The sequence below is a fragment of the Actibacterium pelagium genome (genome assembly GCF_002285415.1).
Lineage (GTDB): Bacteria > Pseudomonadota > Alphaproteobacteria > Rhodobacterales > Rhodobacteraceae > Actibacterium_B > Actibacterium_B pelagium.
The window spans coordinates 1,104,690-1,125,420 of the sequence record NZ_NSBU01000007.1 but is presented as its reverse complement, the minus strand read 5'-3'; the positions used below and the strand labels follow the sequence as shown (position 1 = coordinate 1,125,420).

General features: G+C 57.5%; 23 protein-coding genes and 1 tRNA gene. 13 read left to right on the top strand and 11 right to left on the bottom strand.

All coding sequences use genetic code 11. The features are described from left to right. Positions 1 to 27 precede the first annotated feature (27 nt). From CLM58_RS14465 to purB, 3 genes are all read right to left on the bottom strand, one after another. A complete protein-coding gene (locus CLM58_RS14465; protein WP_095596584.1) occupies positions 28 to 561 on the bottom strand; it encodes a tetratricopeptide repeat protein in 534 nt (177 codons plus the stop codon). Positions 562 to 658: 97 nt separating this feature from the next. Next, a complete protein-coding gene (locus CLM58_RS17285) occupies positions 659 to 820 on the bottom strand; it encodes a hypothetical protein (protein ID WP_188720400.1) in 162 nt (53 codons plus the stop codon). 105 nt (positions 821 to 925) lie between these two features. Then, on the bottom strand, positions 926 to 2,230 hold the full coding sequence (purB, locus tag CLM58_RS14460; RefSeq protein ID WP_095596583.1) for an adenylosuccinate lyase: 1,305 nt from the start codon (positions 2,228 to 2,230) through the stop codon (positions 926 to 928). A 179-nt stretch (positions 2,231 to 2,409) separates the two neighbouring features. Here purB and CLM58_RS14455 point away from each other — a divergent pair, with 179 nt between their 5' ends. Then, positions 2,410 to 2,742 carry a nuclear transport factor 2 family protein gene (locus CLM58_RS14455; protein ID WP_095596582.1) on the top strand — a complete coding sequence of 111 codons (333 nt, stop codon included), beginning with the start codon at positions 2,410 to 2,412 and terminating at the stop codon, positions 2,740 to 2,742. Here the strand turns inward: CLM58_RS14455 and CLM58_RS14450 are convergent. Continuing rightward, positions 2,739 to 3,953 (bottom strand): bifunctional alpha/beta hydrolase/OsmC family protein, encoded by a 1,215-nt coding sequence (locus tag CLM58_RS14450; protein ID WP_095596581.1) that lies wholly within the window; start codon positions 3,951 to 3,953, stop codon positions 2,739 to 2,741. The two genes, CLM58_RS14455 and CLM58_RS14450, sit on opposite strands and share 4 nt — an antisense overlap. A gap of 117 nt (positions 3,954 to 4,070) precedes the next feature. On the opposite strand from CLM58_RS14450, the gene CLM58_RS14445 reads away from it, so the two are divergent. Continuing rightward, positions 4,071 to 4,946 carry an endonuclease/exonuclease/phosphatase family protein gene (locus tag CLM58_RS14445; protein ID WP_158221919.1) on the top strand — a complete coding sequence of 292 codons (876 nt, stop codon included), beginning with the start codon at positions 4,071 to 4,073 and terminating at the stop codon, positions 4,944 to 4,946. Between the two features lie 3 nt (positions 4,947 to 4,949). Here the strand turns inward: CLM58_RS14445 and CLM58_RS14440 are convergent, their stop codons facing one another. From CLM58_RS14440 to CLM58_RS14430, 3 genes are all read right to left on the bottom strand, one after another. Next, entirely contained in the window at positions 4,950 to 5,834 is an 885-nt protein-coding gene (locus CLM58_RS14440; protein ID WP_158221918.1) for a hypothetical protein, read from the bottom strand. Positions 5,835 to 6,016: 182 nt separating this feature from the next. Next, entirely contained in the window at positions 6,017 to 7,423 is a 1,407-nt protein-coding gene (gene glnA, locus CLM58_RS14435; protein WP_095596578.1) for a type I glutamate--ammonia ligase, read from the bottom strand. 47 nt (positions 7,424 to 7,470) lie between these two features. Further along, positions 7,471 to 7,809, bottom strand: coding sequence for a P-II family nitrogen regulator (locus tag CLM58_RS14430; RefSeq protein ID WP_095596577.1), 339 nt, complete (start codon positions 7,807 to 7,809; stop codon positions 7,471 to 7,473). Positions 7,810 to 7,984: 175 nt separating this feature from the next. Here CLM58_RS14430 and CLM58_RS14425 point away from each other — a divergent pair, with 175 nt between their 5' ends. The 3 genes from CLM58_RS14425 to tig all read left to right on the top strand — a co-directional run bounded on the left by CLM58_RS14425 (position 7,985) and on the right by tig (position 11,071). Beyond that, positions 7,985 to 9,532: an NAD(P)H-hydrate dehydratase gene (locus CLM58_RS14425; protein WP_095596576.1), complete on the top strand. Its 1,548-nt coding sequence runs from the start codon at positions 7,985 to 7,987 to the stop codon at positions 9,530 to 9,532. A gap of 104 nt (positions 9,533 to 9,636) precedes the next feature. Continuing rightward, a tRNA-Leu gene (locus tag CLM58_RS14420) sits at positions 9,637 to 9,721 on the top strand. Between the two features lie 24 nt (positions 9,722 to 9,745). Continuing rightward, positions 9,746 to 11,071 (top strand): trigger factor, encoded by a 1,326-nt coding sequence (gene tig / locus CLM58_RS14415; RefSeq protein WP_095596575.1) that lies wholly within the window; start codon positions 9,746 to 9,748, stop codon positions 11,069 to 11,071. 60 nt (positions 11,072 to 11,131) lie between these two features. Here tig and CLM58_RS14410 read toward each other — a convergent pair whose 3' ends face one another. The 4 genes from CLM58_RS14410 to rpsF all read right to left on the bottom strand — a co-directional run bounded on the left by CLM58_RS14410 (position 11,132) and on the right by rpsF (position 13,453). Further along, positions 11,132 to 11,743, bottom strand: coding sequence for a Crp/Fnr family transcriptional regulator (locus CLM58_RS14410; protein ID WP_158221917.1), 612 nt, complete (start codon positions 11,741 to 11,743; stop codon positions 11,132 to 11,134). A 470-nt stretch (positions 11,744 to 12,213) separates the two neighbouring features. Next, a complete protein-coding gene (gene rplI, locus CLM58_RS14405; RefSeq protein WP_095596573.1) occupies positions 12,214 to 12,834 on the bottom strand; it encodes a 50S ribosomal protein L9 in 621 nt (206 codons plus the stop codon). A gap of 11 nt (positions 12,835 to 12,845) precedes the next feature. Further along, a complete protein-coding gene (rpsR, locus tag CLM58_RS14400; protein WP_095596572.1) occupies positions 12,846 to 13,073 on the bottom strand; it encodes a 30S ribosomal protein S18 in 228 nt (75 codons plus the stop codon). 23 nt (positions 13,074 to 13,096) lie between these two features. Beyond that, on the bottom strand, positions 13,097 to 13,453 hold the full coding sequence (rpsF, locus tag CLM58_RS14395) for a 30S ribosomal protein S6 (protein WP_095596571.1): 357 nt from the start codon (positions 13,451 to 13,453) through the stop codon (positions 13,097 to 13,099). A 244-nt stretch (positions 13,454 to 13,697) separates the two neighbouring features. On the opposite strand from rpsF, the gene CLM58_RS14390 reads away from it, so the two are divergent. From CLM58_RS14390 to CLM58_RS14355, 8 genes are all read left to right on the top strand, one after another. Next, positions 13,698 to 14,288, top strand: coding sequence for a hypothetical protein (locus CLM58_RS14390; RefSeq protein WP_095596570.1), 591 nt, complete (start codon positions 13,698 to 13,700; stop codon positions 14,286 to 14,288). Between the two features lie 107 nt (positions 14,289 to 14,395). Continuing rightward, positions 14,396 to 15,298, top strand: coding sequence for a glycosyltransferase family 92 protein (locus CLM58_RS14385; protein ID WP_095596569.1), 903 nt, complete (start codon positions 14,396 to 14,398; stop codon positions 15,296 to 15,298). A gap of 66 nt (positions 15,299 to 15,364) precedes the next feature. Beyond that, positions 15,365 to 16,306, top strand: coding sequence for an ACP S-malonyltransferase (gene fabD / locus CLM58_RS14380; protein ID WP_095596568.1), 942 nt, complete (start codon positions 15,365 to 15,367; stop codon positions 16,304 to 16,306). 24 nt (positions 16,307 to 16,330) lie between these two features. After that, positions 16,331 to 17,068 (top strand): 3-oxoacyl-[acyl-carrier-protein] reductase, encoded by a 738-nt coding sequence (gene fabG, locus CLM58_RS14375; protein ID WP_095596567.1) that lies wholly within the window; start codon positions 16,331 to 16,333, stop codon positions 17,066 to 17,068. Between the two features lie 155 nt (positions 17,069 to 17,223). Continuing rightward, the gene (locus CLM58_RS14370; protein WP_095596566.1) at positions 17,224 to 17,457 is read left to right on the top strand and encodes an acyl carrier protein; all 234 of its coding nucleotides are present in this window, start codon (positions 17,224 to 17,226) and stop codon (positions 17,455 to 17,457) included. Positions 17,458 to 17,632: 175 nt separating this feature from the next. After that, complete coding sequence (gene fabF / locus CLM58_RS14365; RefSeq protein ID WP_095597130.1) at positions 17,633 to 18,895, top strand: beta-ketoacyl-ACP synthase II; 1,263 nt, start codon at positions 17,633 to 17,635, stop codon at positions 18,893 to 18,895. Next, positions 18,895 to 20,049, top strand: coding sequence for an endolytic transglycosylase MltG (gene mltG, locus CLM58_RS14360; RefSeq protein ID WP_095596565.1), 1,155 nt, complete (start codon positions 18,895 to 18,897; stop codon positions 20,047 to 20,049). Before fabF ends, mltG begins: the two co-directional genes overlap by 1 nt. Before the next feature lie 3 nt (positions 20,050 to 20,052). Then, entirely contained in the window at positions 20,053 to 20,601 is a 549-nt protein-coding gene (locus CLM58_RS14355; RefSeq protein ID WP_095596564.1) for an rRNA large subunit pseudouridine synthase E, read from the top strand. The last annotated feature ends 130 nt before the right edge of the window (positions 20,602 to 20,731 follow it).

Here is a 20,731-nt window from a genome sequence, read left to right as displayed (position 1 = left end):
CGTAATCACAAGCGATCCGTCGCAACGTTAGTAGTTGTAGGTCTTTCCGCCAGTCAGGGCGGCATTCAACGCCCGTTCAGGCCAGCCTCCCGCCCCGCCACGGGCGTGTATCTGGGCCAGTTGCGCGCGGGCAGCGGCCATGTCACCGGCTTCGACCAGCCCCATGCCCATATAGGCGCGGGCCAACAGGTTGTCAGGGTTCAGTTCCAACGCCGCAGAATAATACATTTGCGCGGTATCGGCATCGCCTTGCTTGCGGGCAAGGAAGCCACGATAGGTCATCACCCGGTCCGACTGCTGCCATCGCATTGCATCCAAAACCAGCGTGGCGCTGTCATAATCACCGGCGTAGGCCAATTCCCGGACCGCGCGATAGAGAGTGTCATCGTCCAGCGCGCTTTCCTTGATGGTGACGCACTCTTTCTTTTCCGAATCCCAAATTGTGCCCTTGGCGCATTCGGTTGTGGTTTGGGTGGGCTTGGGTGGTGCATCATCATCACCCCCAACGGCATAGACAGCGGTTGGAAGGCAAAACGCGGCAATCATCAAAGGTCTGAGCATAGCAATCTCCGAAACACCGGTGTTTTAGACACTAGCGCAAACGGCCTGCTGGCCCAGAAACAGCAGGTTAAAACAATCGTGAACTGACTTGGGCGCGTTAGCTGGTTGACTTGGCGACGCAGCGGCCAGTGTCTTCGTCCAGCACCAGACCTTGGGCACAGCTGATTGCATGCTTCTCGTGGCCAGGGGCAGGGCAGGCCATCGCGAAGGCTGGCAGCAAGGTCAGAACAGCACCAGCAACACAGACTTTGATCGTCATAAAAATAGTTCCCGTTCGTTTGCTGAACGGGAGTTTATCATAATTTCCACGAAAATTCGTGGATTTCCGTTTGGCCAGTCAGGCCAGCGAAAATCCCCGGATCTGTTACTCGCCAAAGACGCGCTTGAAGATCGTGTCAACGTGTTTGGTGTGGTAATCCATGTTGAACTTCTCGTTGATGCCGTCTTCGCCCAAAGCGGCGACAACTTCGGCATCGGCCAGCAGTTGTTCACGGAAATCAACACGCTCTTCCCAGACCTTCAGGGCGTTGCGCTGAACCATGGCGTAAGAGTCCTCACGCGAGACGCCCGCTTGGGTCAGGGCCAGCAGAACGCGCTGCGACATGACCAGGCCGGGGAACTTGTTCATGTTGTCCAGCATGTTCTGGGGGAAGATCAGCATCTTTTCGACGACGCCAGCCAGACGGTGCAGGGCAAAGTCCAGCGTGATGGTCGCGTCGGGACCGATGCCGCGCTCGACCGAAGAGTGTGAGATATCGCGCTCGTGCCACAGGGCAACGTTTTCCATCGCCGGGATCACGGTCATGCGCACCAGACGGGCCAGACCGGTCAGGTTCTCGGTCAGAACCGGGTTCTTCTTGTGCGGCATCGCCGAAGAGCCCTTCTGGCCCATCGAGAAAAACTCCGCGCCTTCCAGAACCTCGGTGCGCTGCATGTGGCGGATTTCGACCGCGATGTTCTCGATCGAAGAGGCAATCACACCCAGTACGGCGAAGAACATGGCGTGACGGTCACGCGGGATAACCTGCGTGCTGATCGGCTCGGGGCGCAGGCCCAGCATTTCGCAGACGTGCTCTTCCACGGCGGGGTCGATGTTGGCGAAGGTGCCAACCGCGCCCGAGATCGCGCCGGTGGCGACTTCTTCGCGGGCTTGCTGCAGGCGGGTCTTGTTGCGGTCCATCTCGGCGTAGAAACGCGCGAAGGTCAGGCCCATGGTGGTGGGCTCTGCGTGGATACCGTGCGAGCGGCCGACGCGGACGGTGTTCTTATGCTCCATCGCGCGGGTCTTCAGGGCGGCCAATACACGATCCATACCTTCCAGCAGGATGTCGGCGGCACGCACCAGTTGGACGTTCAGCGTGGTGTCCAGAACGTCGGAAGAGGTCATGCCCTGATGGACAAAACGGGCTTCTTCGCTGCCGACGTGTTCGGCCAAATGGGTCAGGAAGGCGATGACGTCATGCTTGGTGACAGCTTCGATTTCGTCGATGCGGGCGACGTCGAATTCCACGTCTTTGGCTTTCCACACCGCTTCAGCGTTTTCGCGCGGGATCACACCCAGATCGGCTTGGGCGTCGCAGGCGTGCGCCTCGATCTCGTACCAGATTTTGAACTTGGTCTCGGGGGACCAGTTGGCAACCATATCGGGGCGGGCATAGCGAGGGATCATCGGCAGAAACCTTTGTTTTGCAGGTAAGTCGCGCGCTTCATAGCCCCATCAGGCCAAGGCGGCAAGGTGGCTGGGGTGCTGGATTCGGTCCGACTCGGGGTTTGGGTGTATCATTGCGACAAATGGCGCCGGTTCAGCGGGCTTAGGCGCGATAACTCGAATTAATTCAGGAGGGGGAAATGCCGCTATTTCAGAAAATGAAGGCCGCTGCCGAGACAAGAGATGCAGAAGCGTATAACGCGATGATGGCTGAGGATTGTGTCTTTGTAAGCCATCAAAACGGGACTTCGATGAATCGAGCAGAGATTGCATCCATGATGCAAAGAATGCTGGCTGATGAACGCAATAGAATGGGCGATATGCGCTGCCTCTATGAAAACGATGACATCCTTGTCGTGCATTCCGTGAATGACTATTCCGACGGTACACGAGAGGCCGTGATCGAAGTTCACACGCTCGATAACGGCAAAATCACCCGGATGGAAACGGGTGCAACACCATTGAAAACCTAATCTGCAAGTTCGGTCAAAACCTCTGAGTTTCCTTCAAGGGTTTGGTGAACCGGACACTTGTCCGCGATTTCAAGAAGGCGGGCGCGCTGATCTTGGGTTAGGTCACCTTCCAAATGGATGACCCGAATGAAGCGGTCGATCTTGATATCGCCCCGCTGTTCCGCATCTTGCGCGTGGACCTTGTCATGGTTGACCTCGACATGGATACCGCTCAGCGGCCAGCCCTTGCGGCGCGCATACATCCGGACCGTCATCGACGTACAGGCGCCAAGACCCGCGGCCAGAAAGCCATAAGGGGACAGGCCGCGGTTGGTGCCGCCGTAGGCCCGGGGTTCGTCGGCCAGAATATGGTGCCACGGGCCGTTCTGAACATCCTGAAGAAAGCCATCCGGGTCGGCCTCGGACACGCGCACAATTCCCTCGGGCGCGCCGGGTGGCGGTGGGGGTGGCGCCAGATCGACGTATCGCGACACCCAGGCAGAGATGACATCTGCCGCGTATTCCGCATCCGACGGCGCGGTGATCAGATGGTCTGCGTCGTCCAAAGTGACAAAGCTTTTGGGGTGTTTCGCGGCCTGAAAAATCTGGGCCGCGTTGTCGATCGACACGGTGTCATCCAGCGGTGCGTGCAGCACCAGAAGAGCGGCGTTCAACTTGCTGATGGCTTCTGTCAGATCGGTGGAGCCAACGTCATCAACGAAGTCCTGTGAAATGAGGAACGGGCGGTTACCAAGCCTCACTTCGGCTAGGCCTTTCTCGGCCAAATCTTCTTTCGCGTGCGCGAAGTTGTGAACCACATGTCCGGGATCGGCGGGGGCGGCAAGGGTTACCAGCGCCTTGATCGAGGGTATCCCTATCGCTGCTTTCAATACCGCAGCACCGCCGAACGAGTGGCCGATTAGCAAGCTGGGTGCCTGTCCGATCTCGGCCAGATGGGCGGCAGCCGCCTGAATGTCCTGCACATTGGTGGTGAAACTTGTGTTCTGAAACTCTCCCTTCGAATGGCCCAGCCCGGTGAAATCAAACCGCAGCACCGCGATGCCCATTGCCGCAAGGCGCTGTGAGATACGGCGCGCGGCGGCGATATCCTTGCCGCAGGTGAAGCAGTGGGCAAAGATCGCGGTGGCCAGTGTTGGCCCCTCGGGCCTGTCCATGCGGGCCGCCAGCGGCAGGCCAGAGTGGCCGGGGAAGGTCAGTTTTTCAGGTCGCATTCACTTTTCCAGAGTATTTCTGCCCAAAACTGTGGGTGTTGCGGAGAAGGCTTGCAAGCTTGGCTACAGGCACGTCACATGATGGTGAGCAGTCGTTACAGGAATGGCAAAGGTGTGATGCGGGCGGTTTTGGTTTTGGGCGTGCTGGGGCTTGCCGCCAGTTTCGGCGGGGCACTGCATCCTGTGGGTGACAGTCTGGCGGTGTTTCGCGGCCAGATCGCAGTCGTCGTGGTCCTTCTGGCGATGATCGTCTGGGGCTTGGGGGCGCGTCGCTCGGGGGCACTTGGGGCCATTATCGCGATTGGTTGCGGCTTGACGGTTTGGCCGTCGCTGGTGATGCCCGCGTTCGCCAAACCCTCTGACACTTCGGAAACAGGCATTTTGGTCTATCAGAAGAACATGTCGTTCCGGATGCCTGACACCAAGGCCCTGACCGACGATATCCGGGCGGCAGGGGTCACGCATATCACCTTGCAGGAAGTGGATCCCGACAACCGTGCCATTCTTGCGGCCTTGAAGTCAGAGTTCCCCTCGCAACATCTGTGCGGTGAAAAGCGCGGCGTGGGTGGAATGGCGGTTCTAAGCCGCTGGCCTAGAACCAAGGCGGAACCGATCTGCAACTGGGGCTTCGTCGCGATGCAGGTCCAAGGGCCGGACACACCCGTTTGGATCGCGTCTGTCCATTTGAACTGGCCCTATCCGCACAATCAGGCACGGCAGGTCTCTCTCCTGCTACCAATTCTTAAGGCGCTGGATCAGCCCGTTGTGATCGGAGGAGACTTCAACATGGTGCCCTATGCCTCGTCCTCGCGCCGGATCAGGAGGGCGGCAGGGGTACAGGCAATGCCGGGGCTGCACGATAGCTTTCCGCGCTTCGGTCGGTTTTTGCCGCTGGCTATTGATCATGTGTGGGCATCGAAAGTAACAGCGGTCGAGGTACGACCGCTGTTGGGATCAGATCACATGGGCCTTCTGGCCCGGATCGAAGGGTAGGGGTCAGACGAGCCCGCTAAGCTGGGGTAGGAAGTCGCTCATCAAAAGACCCATGACCGCGCCGTTCAGGGCCATCACGCGGGCCGTTGTACGCAGGCTTTCGCCGCGTAGGATGTTATAAATCAGCAGTGCGAAACCAACCGGGAAGGCCAGAACCATCAGGGTGATCGTCATCACATAGACGGTCACTTGTTCGACCACGTCAACGTCGCTGCGTGGGGTCACACCGAAGATGTCCGCCCATTTGTTCAGGAATGCCAAAGCAGAGACTTTGGGTTCTTCCGCGACTTGTGTTTCCAACGTCGGGAAAACCTCGGACCACATCCCGCTGGCGCGCGTGTCGTTGACGATGGCCGCTTTTTTCTCGACCGGCTTCAGGCGTTCGTCGGGGCGGGCGTGCCCGCTGCGCGAAATACGTCCTACGGGGCGCAACTCGGACGGGTCCGAGAACTCTTCCGAGGTGAACAGCGTGTTGGTCGGCAGCCAGTGCACCAACGAGACATCCATCGAATGCACGAGGTGCTGTACTACGTGCTGGCAGACGGCCAGTTTGGTTTCATTGGTGGCTTCGTCCAGAAGACCGTCGGTGGCGCGAACCTCCAGTGAATAAACATAGTCATGAAGCCGCGCGCTGATATCGGTCTTGGCGCTGGCCGGTCGCTTGGCGAAATCAAGGGTGGATTTTAGGATGGGCAGGCGGCCAAGAGTGATCCGAAGGGTCAGGTTGTCACTGTCGAACAGCACATATTCGTCCTGATCCAGCTCTACCTCATCGAACTTGATCGCGATGTTGCGAAGTGGGCGTTTCAGGCCTTCGGTAAGACGCGCGAAATCCACAACAAGGCGGTCGGCGAATACCAACGTGGCTTTGACTTCATTTCCCATCATCGACATTAAACGAATCCCTTTGGGTCTTTTTCGACACGCTCAAGGTGAAACAAAATGTGGAAAGATTTAGGTCAAATTAGAGAAAACTTAGCGGCGATAAGGTGTATTTTCAGCAGGATTTCGCCGAAAAATAGAAAAGGCGCCCCCAAAGGGACGCCTTAAAGCTTGGATCCAGGAAGGAATTAGCAGCTGTAGTACAGCTTGTATTCCATTGGGTGCGGAGTGTGTTCGTAGGCGTAAACCTCTTCCCACTTCAGCTCCAGGTAACCTTCGATCTGGTCTTTGGTGAACACGTCACCGGCCAGCAGGAAGTCATTGTCGGCTTCCAGCGACTCCAGTGCTTCGCGCAGCGATGCACAGACGGTCGGGATGTCGGCCAGCTCTTCCGGCGGCAGATCGTACAGGTCTTTGTCCGAAGCTTCGCCCGGGTCGATTTTGTTCTTGATGCCGTCCAGGCCGGCCATCAGCAGGGCTGCGAAGCACAGGTAGGGGTTCGCGGCCGGATCGGGGAAACGAGCTTCAACGCGCTTGGCTTTCGGCGATTCTGCCCACGGAATACGAACACAACCCGAACGGTTACGTGCCGAGTAGGCGCGCAGAACAGGTGCCTCGAAGCCCGGGATCAGACGCTTGTACGAGTTGGTCGACGGGTTGGTGAAGGCGTTCAGGGTCTTGGCGTGCTTCAGGATGCCGCCGATGAACCACAGAGCTTCGTCCGACAGGTCAGCGTATTTGTCGCCTGCGAAAAGGGGCTTGCCCTCTTTCCAGATCGACATGTTGACGTGCATACCGGTGCCGTTGTCGCCAGCGATCGGCTTCGGCATGAAGGTCGCCGATTTGCCGTATGCGTGCGCAACGTTGTGGATGATGTACTTGTACTTCTGCAGCTCGTCCGCCTGATGGGTCAGGGTGCCGAAGATCAGGCCCAGCTCGTGCTGACAGGACGCAACCTCGTGGTGGTGCTTGTCAACTTTCATGCCGATGCGCTTCATGGTCGACAGCATTTCCGAACGCAGGTCTTGTGCGTCGTCGATCGGGTTGACCGGGAAGTAGCCGCCTTTGATGCCCGGGCGGTGGCCCATGTTGCCCATTTCGTACTCGGTGTCCGAGTTCCAAGAAGCGTCTTGTGCGTCAACTTCGTAAGACACTTTGTTCATCTCAACCGAGAAACGAACGTCGTCAAACAGGAAGAATTCAGCTTCCGGACCCCAGAACGACTGGTCGCCGATACCCGAAGCAATCAGGTAAGCTTCGGCTTTTTCGGCGGTGCCGCGCGGGTCGCGCGAGTAAGGCTCGCCGGTGTCGGGCTCAACAACCGAGCAGTGCAGACACAGGGTCTTTTCTGCGTAGAACGGGTCGATGTAGGCCGAGTTGGTGTCGGGCATCAGTTTCATGTCGGATTCGTCAATCGACTTCCAGCCCGCGATCGACGAACCGTCGAACATGAAGCCTTCGTCCAGGAAGTCTTCGTCAACCTGATCCGCCATTACAGTAACGTGCTGCAGCTTGCCGCGGGGGTCGGTGAAGCGGATATCGACGTAATCGATTTCCTCGTCCGCGATGGTCTTGAGAACAGTCTCTTTGCTCATGTGACCTAATTCCTCTCTTTGGTCTTAGTCGTACCGCTAGGCGGTGATTAAAGTGCGTCTTCGCCGGCTTCGCCGGTACGAATGCGGATCGCCTGTTCAACAGGCGACACGAAAATTTTGCCGTCGCCGATCTTGTCGGTCTTGGCAGCTTCGATGATGGCTTCCACTGCGCTGTCGACTTGGTCGTCCGCCAGCACAACTTCGATTTTCACCTTGGGAAGAAAGTCGACGACATATTCCGCGCCACGATAAAGCTCGGTGTGGCCTTTTTGGCGGCCGAAGCCTTTCACTTCAATTACGCTCAGGCCTTGAACGCCTACGTCCTGAAGGGCTTCCTTCACTTCATCGAGTTTGAAAGGCTTGATGATCGCCTCGATCTTTTTCACGGCAGTCGACTCCCTTTGAAATCCTTGTGAGAGGTGTGAGACCACTTTCCCGAACCGGGAACAATTGACTAAGGTAAGGGGCAGGGCATGGCGAGGGGGATTCACGCGGTGTCGGTTAAGATTTGTGCGGATTGCCACAAAATTGGGCAGTTTGAAAACTTTGTGAGTTTTAGAGATGGCTGAACTTCTGACATCTGCCCAAATGCGCAGCATCGAACAGGCCGCAATCGAGTCAGGCGAGGTCACCGGGCTAGAACTGATGGAGCGCGCCGGGAAGGGCGTTGTCGAGGCGATTTTCGAAGAATGGCCAGAGCTGGCCGAGGCCCCTAAACGCGCCGTGGTCCTGTGTGGGCCGGGGAATAACGGCGGGGACGGATTCGTTATCGCGCGGCTTCTGAAAGAGCGGGGCTGGGAAGTAGAGGTGTTATTGTATGGGGACGCCGAGAAGCTGCCACCGGATGCGAGGACCAACTATGATCGTTGGTGCAAGCTAGGAAGCGTTTCGATGCTCGTCGGCAATTCTAATCCCAACCTCCACCCGCCCGACCTGTTCGTTGATGCATTGTTTGGGACGGGTCTGGTAAGGTCGGTCGAAGGCCAACTTGGGTCTTTCCTTCGTTCCGTGGAAGACCTCTGCCAGTTTGGTGTCAGGCGCGTCGCTGTAGATATACCGTCGGGAATTTGTTCAGACAGCGGGAAGCCGCTCGGCTCTTATTTTTCAGCAGACCTTACTGTCAGTTTCCATTGCGCGAAGCTTGGGCATCGAATTTCTGATGGACCACTGGCTTCGGGCAAGAAAGTCGTTGCCAGCATCGGCCTTGAAGACTTAGCCAGCAGCAGGTCAAAGGCCGAAGCCCTAAGCGCTGATATCGTGAGGTCCGCAAAACCCTGCAGGATGGATAAGTGGGTTGGTTCCAATAAATTTCGAAATGGTCACTCTTTAGTTTGTTCCGGAGGTCGCGCGCGAACAGGCGCTGCCCGACTTGCGGCCCGCGCGGCCTTGCGTGTGGGGGCTGGCCTTGTGACAGTTGCAAGCCCAAGCGATGCGCTTGCTGAAAATGCTGCCCAACTCACGGCCATCATGCTGCGCGAAGTCGACGATGCGCGCGCCCTTGGCGAAACCCTTCAGGACCAACGCATCAACGCTCTGTGCCTTGGACCCGGGATGGGGCTGACCGAGGATAAGGCGGCGATGATCGGCGTGGCTTTGGAGGCCAAACGCGCGACGGTTCTGGATGCGGACGCGTTGACGTTGATCTCTCGCCACTCGGCGTTGTTTGAAGCGTTGCATAAGAACTGTGTGCTGACACCGCATTCCGGGGAGTTTGCGCGGCTGTTTCCGGATATTGCCGAGAAACTGAATGCTGTACCCACCAAAGGCCAAGCCTATTCCAAGGTCGATGCAACGCGCGAGGCGGCGAAGCGGGCAGGGTGCATGGTTCTGTTCAAGGGGCCGGATACGGTGATTGCCGCGCCGGACGGGCGATGCAGCGTCAACTCAGCACACTATGAACGCGCTGCGCCTTGGTTGGCGACCGCGGGATCCGGGGACGTTTTGGCGGGGTTCATAACGGGGCTGCTCGCCCGCGGTTTCAGCCCGATGCAGGCGGCAGAGACTGGCGCTTGGCTGCACGTGGAATGCGCGCTGGAGTTCGGCCCCGGCCTGATCGCCGAGGACCTGCCGGAAATGTTGCCCGCCGTCTTTCGTAAGCTGGGGCTTTAGCTTCGCACGAAAAACGTGATTTTCCTCTCGCATCCCGTTTCAAGCTTTGCTAGAAGGCTGCGAAATTCCAAGGGGCGGCCCGCACGGGCTGCCTTTGTGGTTAAGCGGGTGTGGCGAAATTGGTAGACGCACCAGATTTAGGTTCTGGCGCCGCAAGGCGTGGGGGTTCAAGTCCCTCCACCCGCACCAAAGGTTGAAAGAGGACGACGAGACATGCAGGTCACCGAGACCCTGAACGAAGGTCTGAAGCGCGCTTATCAGATCACTATCGAAGGCGCCGAGCTGGACGCCGCGGTCAACGCAAAGCTGACCGAAGCGCAGCCCGAGATCGAAATGAAAGGCTTCCGCAAAGGCAAAGTGCCAATGGCGCTGCTGAAAAAGCAGTTCGGCCCGCGCGTTATGGGCGAAGCAATGCAGGAAACCATCGACGGTGCCATGCAGAAGCATTTCGAGGATTCGGGCGATCGTCCGGCGCTTCAGCCCGAGGTCAAAATGACCAACGAGGACTGGAAAGAGGGTGACGATGTGACCGTCGAGATGTCCTATGAAGCGCTGCCTGAGATCCCGGACGTTGAATTCAAAGACATCTCGCTTGAGAAACTGGTTGTCAAAGCCGATGACGCAGACGTTGACGAAGCTCTGAAGTCGCTGGCCGAGACCGCGCAAGAGTTCGAAGACAAAGACGGTGCTGCGGAAGAGGGCGATCAGGTTGTGATCGACTTCGCAGGCAAAGTTGACGGCGAACTGTTCGACGGCGGTTCTGCAGAAGACTATCCGCTGGTTCTGGGTTCGAACTCTTTCATCCCGGGTTTCGAAGACCAGCTGATCGGACTGAAAGCCGGTGACGAGAAAGCCGTAGAGGTTAAGTTCCCGGAAGAGTACGGCGCAGAAAACCTGGCCGGCAAAGACGCTGTGTTTGATTGCACCGTCAAAGCCGTTAAAGGCGCGGTCGCGGCAGAGCTGAACGACGAGCTGGCGAAGAAATTCGGTGCTGAAGATCTGGAAGCCCTGAAGGGTCAGGTCGCCGAGCGTCTGGAATCGGAATATTCCGGTGCGTCGCGCGCAGTCATGAAGCGTGGCCTGCTGGACGCGCTGGACGCAAAAGTGTCCTTCGAGCTGCCGCCGAGCCTTGTTGAAGCTGAAGCCAAGCAGATTGCGCACCAGCTGTGGCACGAGGAAAACCCGGACGTGCACGATCACAACCACGGTGAGATCGAAGCGACCGAAGAGCACGCCAAACTTGGTGAGCGTCGCGTGCGCCTTGGCCTGCTGCTGGCAGAGCTGGGCCGCAAAAACGAAATCGAGGTTTCGGACGCTGAATTCACTCAGGCTATCATGAACCAGGCACGTCAGTACCCGGGTCAGGAACGCCAGTTCTTCGAATTCGTTCAGCAGAACCAGCAGATGCAGCAGCAGCTGCGCGCGCCGATCTTCGAAGACAAAGTCGTAGACTTCATCTTCGAACTGGCTGAGGTTTCCGAGAAAGAAGTCTCGAAAGACGATCTGCAGAAGGCCGTTGAGGCGCTGGAAGACGAATAAGTTTTCGACACATCGAAATCAAATCGGCCGCCCAATGGGCGGCCTTTTTGTTTGGGGCGGTTAGGGCAGTCGCTCTGCCAGCCTGTCGCGCTGAAGAATATTCAAGCCGCCCTTTCTGATCTCTATGATCCCGGCGTTCTTGAGGGTGTTCAGCTCTTTGTTGATTGTTTGCCGTGTGCAACCAATGGCGTTGGCCAGAGCGGCCTGACTTTGCTCGATCGTCTGGGTATGAACCGAAAGGTTCAGCAGGTGACTGCATAGCTTCTGATCTACTGAAAAGAAGTGATCCGCTGCTTTCAGTTCATTGTCGCGCCTGAAACGGCGGACTTGTACGCGGGAATAATTTCGAATGAAGATTGGGTTCTGCATGAACTTGATCAATTCGGGTCTAGAGAGCTCTAGCAGGACCAACGGCTTGAAAGCCGAGCAGGTTGCGATCAATGGCTCTTCGGCTAGTGCTTCCATCTCTCCTAGAATGTTCCCGGCACCGTCGAAGCCGATAAGTGTCGAAAGACCTTCTTCGTGGTCATAGGTCAACTGCGCAACGCCGTGGGCAATCATGATCAACCTGTCGCAGATATCTCCCTGCTTCAGAAATTCTTCACCAGCCTCGACGGTCCGTATCTTACAGGCATCCAGAAACGCGTTTTGCAGATCGTTTGGAAGGTCCATTAGGAAGCCGCTACGGGTCAAATGAGGGAACCGAAGACTATTTTTCATCGCTCAGAACGCTCATCATCCGCTAAAGGACCTAACTAATAAGTGTGCATGCCGCTTGGCAATAAACCAAAAGAGTAGATAGCGAGGGTCAGGAGGTGGCGCAACAAAAACCGGAAGCCGCCACTCTCGGCTTCCGGTTTCCGTTATGAAAAATTTTCGGTCCGAAGACCGCTGAAAATTGCTTTGTTTTTAAAACTTGATCTGTGTTTCTTAACATTTCCACAGATAAACGGCAAATGGTGTCAGTTTCCCGACATTCGGCCACACCCGGGCTGGTTCCCCGGAGGAGAGGAAAGTTTGTCGCAGTAGATTGTCAAAAATTAGGCGATCTTTGCGGTATTTGTCGCAAAAATCATCGAGAAATAAAAAGAGGCCGCGCAGTGATTCGCTGCGCGGCCTCTAAATTTGGTGAAAGCGAAGGCTTAGTCTTCGACTTTTTCTTCTGCTTCTTCCGGTGCAGCTTCGGCCAGATCATCGTCATCGCTTGCAGCCGATCCGATATCATCGAACAGTTCTGCGATTTCGAATTCAGCTTCAGCTTCAGCTTCGGCGGCCAGCTCTTGGATCGACTTGCCCGACGCCTGAAGCTCTGCCTCTTCTTCCGAACGTGCAACGTTCAGCTGAATGGTGGCTTCGACTTCGGGGTGCAGGCGTACGTGTACGTCGTGCAGACCCAGATCTTTGATCGGCTGAGCCAGAACGATCTGTTTCTTGTCGACCGAGAAACCTTCGGCTGTTGCAGCTTCTGCCGCGTCACGCGGAGTGACCGAGCCGTAAAGCGCGCCGGCATCCGATGCCGAGCGAATCACGATGAACTGCTGACCGTCCAGTTTTTCGGACAGAGCTTCAGCTTCTTTCTTGGTTTCCAGGTTGCGTGCTTCCAGCTGCGCTTTCTGGTTTTCAAAAGAGGCGATGTTGGCTTCCGAGGCGCGCAGCGCCTTGCCTTGCGGCAGCAGGAAGTTACGGGCGTAGCCGTCTTTAACAGCGACGACGTCGCCCATCTGGCCCAGTTTGGCCACGCGTTCGAGAAGGATAACTTGCATCAGTTCACTCCTTACTTAACAGCGTAGGGCAGCAGGGCGAGGAAACGAGCGCGTTTGATGGCACGGGCCAGCTCACGCTGTTTTTTCGCAGATACTGCGGTGATACGTGCAGGAACGATTTTGCCGCGCTCAGAGATGTAGCGCTGCAGCAGACGAGTGTCTTTGTAATCGATCTTGGGTGCGTTTTCGCCCGAGAAGGGGCAAACCTTACGACGGCGGAAAAATGGTTTTGCAGCCATGGTTTAGATCCTCTTCTTAAAGCTTAGTTGCGGCGTTCGCGGCGGTCGCCACGTTCTTCGCGTTTCTGCATCTGAACCGACGGGCCTTCTGCGTGTTCGTCGACCTTGATGGTCAGAACGCGCATCACGTCGTCATGCAGGCGCATCAGGCGTTCCATTTCCTGAACAGCGGTCGACGGTGCGTCGGTCTTCAGGAAGGCATAGTGGCCCTTGCGGTTTTTGTTGATCTTGTAGGCCATGGTCTTGACGCCCCAGTACTCGCTCTCGACGACGTTGCCGCCGTTGTCAGCCAGAACTGTGGAGAAGTGTTCGACAAGGCTTTCAGCCTGCGCGTTGGACAGGTCCTGACGCGCAATCATTACATGCTCATAAAGCGGCATGAGTGCTCCAGTTCTTTTACAAGTGCACTTCAAAGGGCGGGTTCAAAACCTTCCACGTCCGCCCACGAGAGGATGCACCGGTTTCGCAAATGTGCGGAAGGTGGGGGCCTTATACACGTCAGGGGTCCCAAGGCAAGGGCAGAGGTGCATTCGTATAGGTCGCTTAACCTAGGCGAGACTTGCCACTTTTTGACCATCATTCGATGTCCAACTGAAGCCAAGACGACAGCAGAGGTGAATTCGAATGTTTTCAAACTCCGGTATTCTTGGATTAGGCCGCGCAACACCGCCAGCAGAGCGCGTCAGCACCGTCATGACAAGCTGGGGCTATATTATTCGCAACCGTGACCACGATGTCTCGCGCGCGGCACTGATCGAGCGGATTTGCCTGCTTGCAGGTGCCGCATTGGTCATCCCCGGAGCTTGGCACTGGGCATTTAACTCGGCAGGCAGCAATCTTTCGAGAATGGACCAGCACATTTTGCTGGCGGTGTCGGTGATCATCGCGGGCTTGCTGTTTCTTTGGATTTCCAACCGGGGGCTGCGCGAAGAACTGCATATCGACCGGGCAAACAAGCAGGTGCGTGTCATGTCTGTGAACCGGCTTGGGCAGACCAAAATGAAAAGCAGATACGACTTTGATGCCATCGAGTCGGTTTTCGCTAAGAAGTCAGACGAGGGTGAGATCGAGTTGTGCCGCCGCTTGGCCGGTCTGGAAGAGATCTTCGCCAACTGCGCCAACACGCCTTTGGCGCCCAAGCTTGCCCAGCGTGGGTTCCACGTCGTGGGCGATACCCCGACGCTTGGCGAATGGAAGCAGGTGAAGCGCGGCTAGGGTGGAACCGGCCCCAGACCTGGGGTCATGGATTCTGAACTTGCCAGTCAGACATTAGGATTGGTATTCCGGCCTCGGCTGAAGATGCAGGCACGAGGTCGTCAGGAATGCTGCGGACACTGTTCTCGCGTAAGAACATTACGAAACTATCGATCATTCCGCCCAAGGCTGCGGAAGGCCGCGCCGGGATTGCTCTGGTTCTGATTGTTCGAAACGAAGAGCGTCATATCGCAGAATGGGCGCGGTTCCATTTGGCGGCAGGGGCTGACTTTTTTGTCGTGTATGACAATGGCTGCACCGACGACACCATTCCGATCCTGCGCCAGCTTATCCCCGAAGAACAGTTGTCTGTAATCCCTTGGGATCAGAAATTGCGCGACGGTGTGACCGGACGCGAGATCCACAATCAGGTTCTTGCCTACGCCCATGCAATCCGCAATTTCGGGCCACGGTTTCGCTGGATGGCCTGTATTGATGCTGACGAATTTCTGGTCCCAGTGCAGGATCGTTCGCTCGGCGAGGCGTTAGAGCCGCTGAAACGCTGCCCCAATGTTTCGCTTCCGTGGCATAATTTCGGGCGCTGCGGTCATCAAGAGCCGCCCGAAGGTGGTGTCATTCCGAACTATACTCAGCGAGCTGCGCATCCGGCCAGTGGGGCTCGTGGCGTCACCAATTTCAAGGTTATCATCGACCCGGTTCGTGTGACGGCGGTGAAGGTCCACAGTTACGAGACCGACGGGCAGACGGCCACATGGAACGACGCGGGGAAGATGTTCAATCTCTCGGCCCGCAATAGCGAGGCGTTTTATTCATCAGAACGCCTGCAGTTGAACCACTATTACACTCGGTCCGAGCAAGAGCTTGCTGCCAAGATCGCACGCGGGTCCAATCAGACCGTAAATGCAGCGCGTCACGCACAACGTGTTCGACGCAACGTGGCAAATATCGAGGCGGAGACCGTCGAGGACCGTTCTGCGCTTAAGTTTCTCGAACGGATCGGGGGTCTGTGACCTCTGATTGTCTTGTCTGGCGAGGGCTTAGCCGTTAGACGGACCCAAACCTAATAGGAGGGGCAGATGGCAAGAGCATTCGTATTTCCCGGGCAGGGCGCTCAGACAATCGGAATGGGGAAGGCGTTGGCTGATGCCTATCCCTCGGCCAAGGCGGTTTTCGACGAAGTGGACGAGGCCCTTGGCGAGAAGCTGTCGAGCCTGATCTGGGAAGGCGAACAGGATGAGCTGACCCTGACACAGAATGCACAGCCCGCCCTGATGGCCACCTCATTGGCAGCGTTGCGCGCGCTAGAGGCCGAGGGTGTCACCATCGATGCCGCATCCTTTGTTGCGGGCCATTCGCTTGGTGAATACTCGGCGCTGGCGGCGGCTGGTGCGATCAGTGTTGCAGACACTGCGCGCCTACTGCGCACCCGTGGTGAGGCCATGCAAAAGGCCGTGCCGGTCGGTGTTGGCGCCATGGCGGCCCTGTTGGGCCTGACCTTTGATCGTGTCGCGGAAATCGCTGACAAAGCGGCTGAAGGCACCGGCAAGGTTTGTCAGGCCGCGAATGATAACGATCCAAGCCAGGTTGTGATCTCGGGCGATAAGGATGCGGTTCAGCACGCTATTGAACTGGCACAAGAGGCCGGTGCCAAGCGCGCTGTGATGCTGCCTGTATCCGCCCCGTTCCACTGCGCCCTGATGGAGCCCGCCGCCCGCGTGATGGCCGAGGCCCTGCAAAACGTAGATATCAATCGCCCGGCGGTTCCACTGGTGGCGAATGTTCTGGCCCACGAGGTCAGCGATCCGGCAACGATCCGGTCGCTGTTGGTCGATCAGGTCACGGGCTCGGTTCGCTGGCGTGAGTCGGTTCAGTGGATGTCGTCCAATGGTGTGACCGAAGTTTGGGAAATCGGCGCAGGCAAAGCCTTGTCCGGTATGATCCGCCGTATCGACCGTGCAATCGCCTGTACAGCTGTGGGCACGCCGGACGATGTTAAAAAGGCTGTCGAAGGCCTGTAAGCAGGCTGAAGAAGAGGAAAGACTATGTTTGATCTAACCGGAAAAGCCGCGCTTGTAACAGGCGCATCGGGTGGCATCGGGGCCGAGATCGCCCGGTCGCTGCATGCTCAGGGCGCGACCGTGGGCCTTAGCGGCACCCGAACCGAACCCTTGGAGGCCTTAGCGGCCGAACTGGGCGAACGCGCTCATGTGCTGCCTTGCAACCTGTCTGACGCCGAAGCTGTCGAGGCCCTGCCGAAGCAGGCGACCGAGGCGATGGGTTCGCTGGACATTCTTGTGAACAACGCGGGCATCACCCGTGACGGTCTGGCGATGCGCATGAAGGATGAGGATTGGGACGATGTGATCAACGTCAACCTGACCTCGACCATGCGCCTGTGCCGTGGAGTACTGCGTGGCATGATGAAGTCGCGTTGGGGCCGTATCATCAATATCGGTTCGGTTGTTGGTGTAACCGGCAACCCGGGTCAGATGAACTATTGCGCGTCCAAAGCAGGTGTTATCGGTCTGTCGAAATCCCTGGCGCAGGAAGTGGCCAACCGTGGTGTGACCGTCAACGTGATTGCACCGGGTTTCATCGCGACCGCGATGACCGACAAGCTGAATGACGCCCAGAAAGAGGGCATCATGAGCGTGATTCCTGCCGGTCGCATGGGCGAGCCGTCCGAGATCGCATCGGCTGCAGTCTATCTTGCCAGCCCCGAAGCGGGCTATGTGACGGGCGCGACCTTGCATGTAAACGGCGGCATGGCCATGTACTAAGCCTCCGGTAACGGAGGTTAAAGCGTTTGCCATCTGGCACTGATGTGCTATAGGCGGCGCAGATTTAGCCGGGGGCCTGTTGCGCTTGGCGAACAAACGCCCCATGTTGGGCATCACCAAACGGGCACAGGCCCCAAATTTGATGAGGACGTACTATGAGCGACATCGCAGATCGCGTGAAAAAGATCGTTGTCGAGCACCTGGGTGTTGAAGAGGACAAAGTTGTTGAATCGGCTTCGTTCATCGACGATCTGGGCGCAGACAGCCTGGACACTGTAGAGCTGGTTATGGCTTTCGAAGAAGAGTTCGGTATCGAAATCCCGGACGATGCAGCCGAGACCATCCAGTCGTTCGGCGACGCGGTGAAGTTCATCACCGAAGCGTCCTAATCGGTCGCTATCAAAGAATTTCGGTAAAGCGGCGCCATCAGGCGCCGTTTTCCTTTTGGGGAATGGATGTCAGGCAGGTAACTGATTTCCGCCGGTGGGGCTGCATGGTCTTGCCCAAGGTGCGGAAAGCGCGGTATCAGGATGCCTGACAACCCGAGGCAGTAAGGAGCAAAACATGCGTCGAGTGGTGGTAACAGGTCTTGGAATGGTGACCCCTCTGGCCAGTGGCGTAGAGGAAACCTGGTCGAGAATTCTGGACAGTCAGTCCGGGGCAGGCCCGATTACGAAGTTTGATGCCTCGAACGTGACCACGAAATACGCGTGTGAAGTGCCCTATGGCGACGGCACCGACGGGACCTTTAACCCGGACGAGTGGATGGCTCCCAAGGATCGCCGCAAGATCGACGAGTTTATCCTGTTCGGTCTGGCTGCGGCTGAAATGGCCGTCAAGGACGCCGATTGGCTGCCCGAAGACACAGAATCGCTGGAACGCACCGGTGTGATGATTGGTTCGGGCATCGGTGGTCTGAACTCGATCGCGGAAACCGCGCTGTTGATCAAAGAGAAAGGCCCGCGCCGCGTGTCGCCGTTCTTTATCCCCGGCGCGCTGATCAACCTGATCTCGGGTCAGGTATCCATCAAGTTTGGCTTCAAAGGCCCCAACCACGCTGTTGTGACGGCCTGTTCGACCGGTGCCCACGCCATTGGCGATGCGGCCCGTCTGATCAAATACGGCGACGCAGATGTCATGGTTGCCGGTGGCGCAGAAGCAGCCATCTCTGAGATTGGCATCGCAGGCTTCAACGCCTGTAAGGCGCTGTCTACCAAACGTGCCGACGACCCGAAGGCCGCCAGCCGCCCCTATGATCAAGACCGTGACGGCTTTGTCATGGGCGAGGGCGCGGGTGTCGTCGTTCTGGAAGAATACGAACACGCCAAAGCTCGTGGTGCGAAGATCTACGCCGAGGTTCTGGGGTATGGCCTGTCTGGTGACGCATACCACGTCACAGCGCCGTCCGAGGACGGTGAGGGCGGGGAACGCTCGATGCGGGCCGCCCTGAAGAATGCAGGTCTTGAGCCTTCTGCGATTGATTACATCAACGCACATGGCACCTCGACCATGGCGGACACCATCGAACTGGGCGCGGTAGAACGCATGATGGGCGATGCTGCGTCGAAAGCGACTATGTCCTCGACCAAATCGGCAACCGGCCACCTTCTGGGCGCTGCGGGTGCGATTGAGGCGATCTTCTCGATCCTTGCCATCCGCGACCAGATCGCGCCGCCGACCATTAACCTGGACAACCCGGTGGTCGAGCCCAAGCTGGACCTTGCGCCCAACAAACCTGTGAAGCGTGAGATCAACGTCGCCCTGTCGAACTCTTTCGGCTTCGGCGGCACCAACGCATCGGTACTCTTCGGTAAGGTCAACGACTAATGTGGCGCGCTATCGCCTCGAACGCGATGACGTTGTTCATCGTGTTCCTTCTGGCTGTCGGTGTGGCCGTTATCTGGGCCAAGGACCAGTACAGCGCTGAAGGGCCGTTGGCCTCGGCCATCTGTCTGCGTGTAGAGTCGGGCACCAACATGAATGCTCTGGCCGAACGGCTGGCCGATCAGGGGGCGATCTCGAACCTTGCGATTTTCCGCGCCGGGGCAGAGTATTCTGGGAAGTCTTCGCAGCTGAAAGCAGGAAGTTTCCTGATCCAGCCGGGGACGTCGATGGAAGGCATCATCAACACCGTAACCGCGTCGGGTCGATCAACCTGCGGAACCGAAATTAACTTCCGTATCGGGGTTTTGCGCGCCGAAGTTAAGGTGCGCGAACTGGATCCCGAGACCTCTAAATACGTCGAGATAATCAGCTTTGATCCGGCAGAGGAAGCGCCCGAAGCTTATGTCGATTACGCCGAACGCGGCGATACCCGCTATCGTGTGACGCTGGCCGAAGGTGTGACCAGCTGGCAGGTCGTACAAGAGCTGCGTCAGGCAGAGTTTCTGGAAGGTTCGCTGTCTGCGATGCCTGATGAGGGCTCTTTGGCGCCTGACAGCTATGAGGTTAAGCGCGGTTCGGAACGGCAGGCTTTGGTAGACCGCATGACCGCAGCGCAGTCGGCCGTACTGGCCGAAGCATGGGAAGGCCGCGCCGAGGGGCTGCCACTCAACAGCCCGGAAGAGGCGTTGATCCTTGCGTCAATCGTCGAAAAGGAAACCGGGTTGGCCGAAGAGCGCCCACAGGTGGCCAGCGTTTTTGTTAACCGCCTGCGGAAGGGAATGTTGCTGCAGACAGACCCGACGGTGATCTATGGCGTGACAGAGGGCCGAGGTAATCTGGGCCGTGGTATTCGCCAGAGTGAACTGGACCGTGAAACGCCCTATAACACCTATGTTATCAAAGGCTTGCCGCCAACGCCGATCGCCAACCCCGGACGGGCTGCGATTGAGGCTGCGCTGAACCCTGATACCACTGAGTACATCTTCTTCGTGGCAGACGGCACTGGCGGTCACGCCTTCGCCAAGACCCTGCGCGAGCACAATAATAACGTGGCTGAGTGGCGGAAGATCGAGGCCGAGCGGGCCAAGAACCAGTAACCCATGAGCCGGGTCATCCTGTTCAATAAACCCTATGACGTGCTGTCTCAGTTCACGGACAAGGGGACGCAAGGCAGCAAGGCCCGGACTCTGTCCGAGTTCATTGATGTGCCCGGGGTTTATGCCGCTGGACGGTTGGACCGCGACAGCGAAGGTTTGCTGGTGCTTACCGACGATGGAAAGCTTCAGAACCGGATTTCGAGCCCCAAGTTCAAACTGCCCAAGACCTATTGGGCGCAGGTTGAAGGCGAAATCAGCGATGACGCGCTGGAGGCCCTGCGCAAAGGTGTCGAGCTGAAAGATGGCATGACAGCACCGGCGATGGTGAAGCGCATGGATGAGCCTGCTGGACTGTGGCCGCGGACACCGCCGGTACGGTTTCGCAAATCAGTGCCGGATTGCTGGATTTCTCTAACGATTACCGAGGGTCGTAACCGTCAGGTTCGCCGCATGACTGCCGCTGTTGGACACCCGACTTTGCGGCTGATCCGGTATCGCGTCGGCAAGTGGAGCCTTGACGGGATTGAGACGGGTGAGTGGAAGGAAGCTTAACGAAACGTTAAGGGTTCTTTCGGTTAACTATCTGATAATAATAAACTTCTTGACCTTTCGAACGGTCCAAAGTACACCTTGTGACAAGCTAGAAGAAGTGGGCAAGCGGCCGGGGAACCTCCCTTAGGCC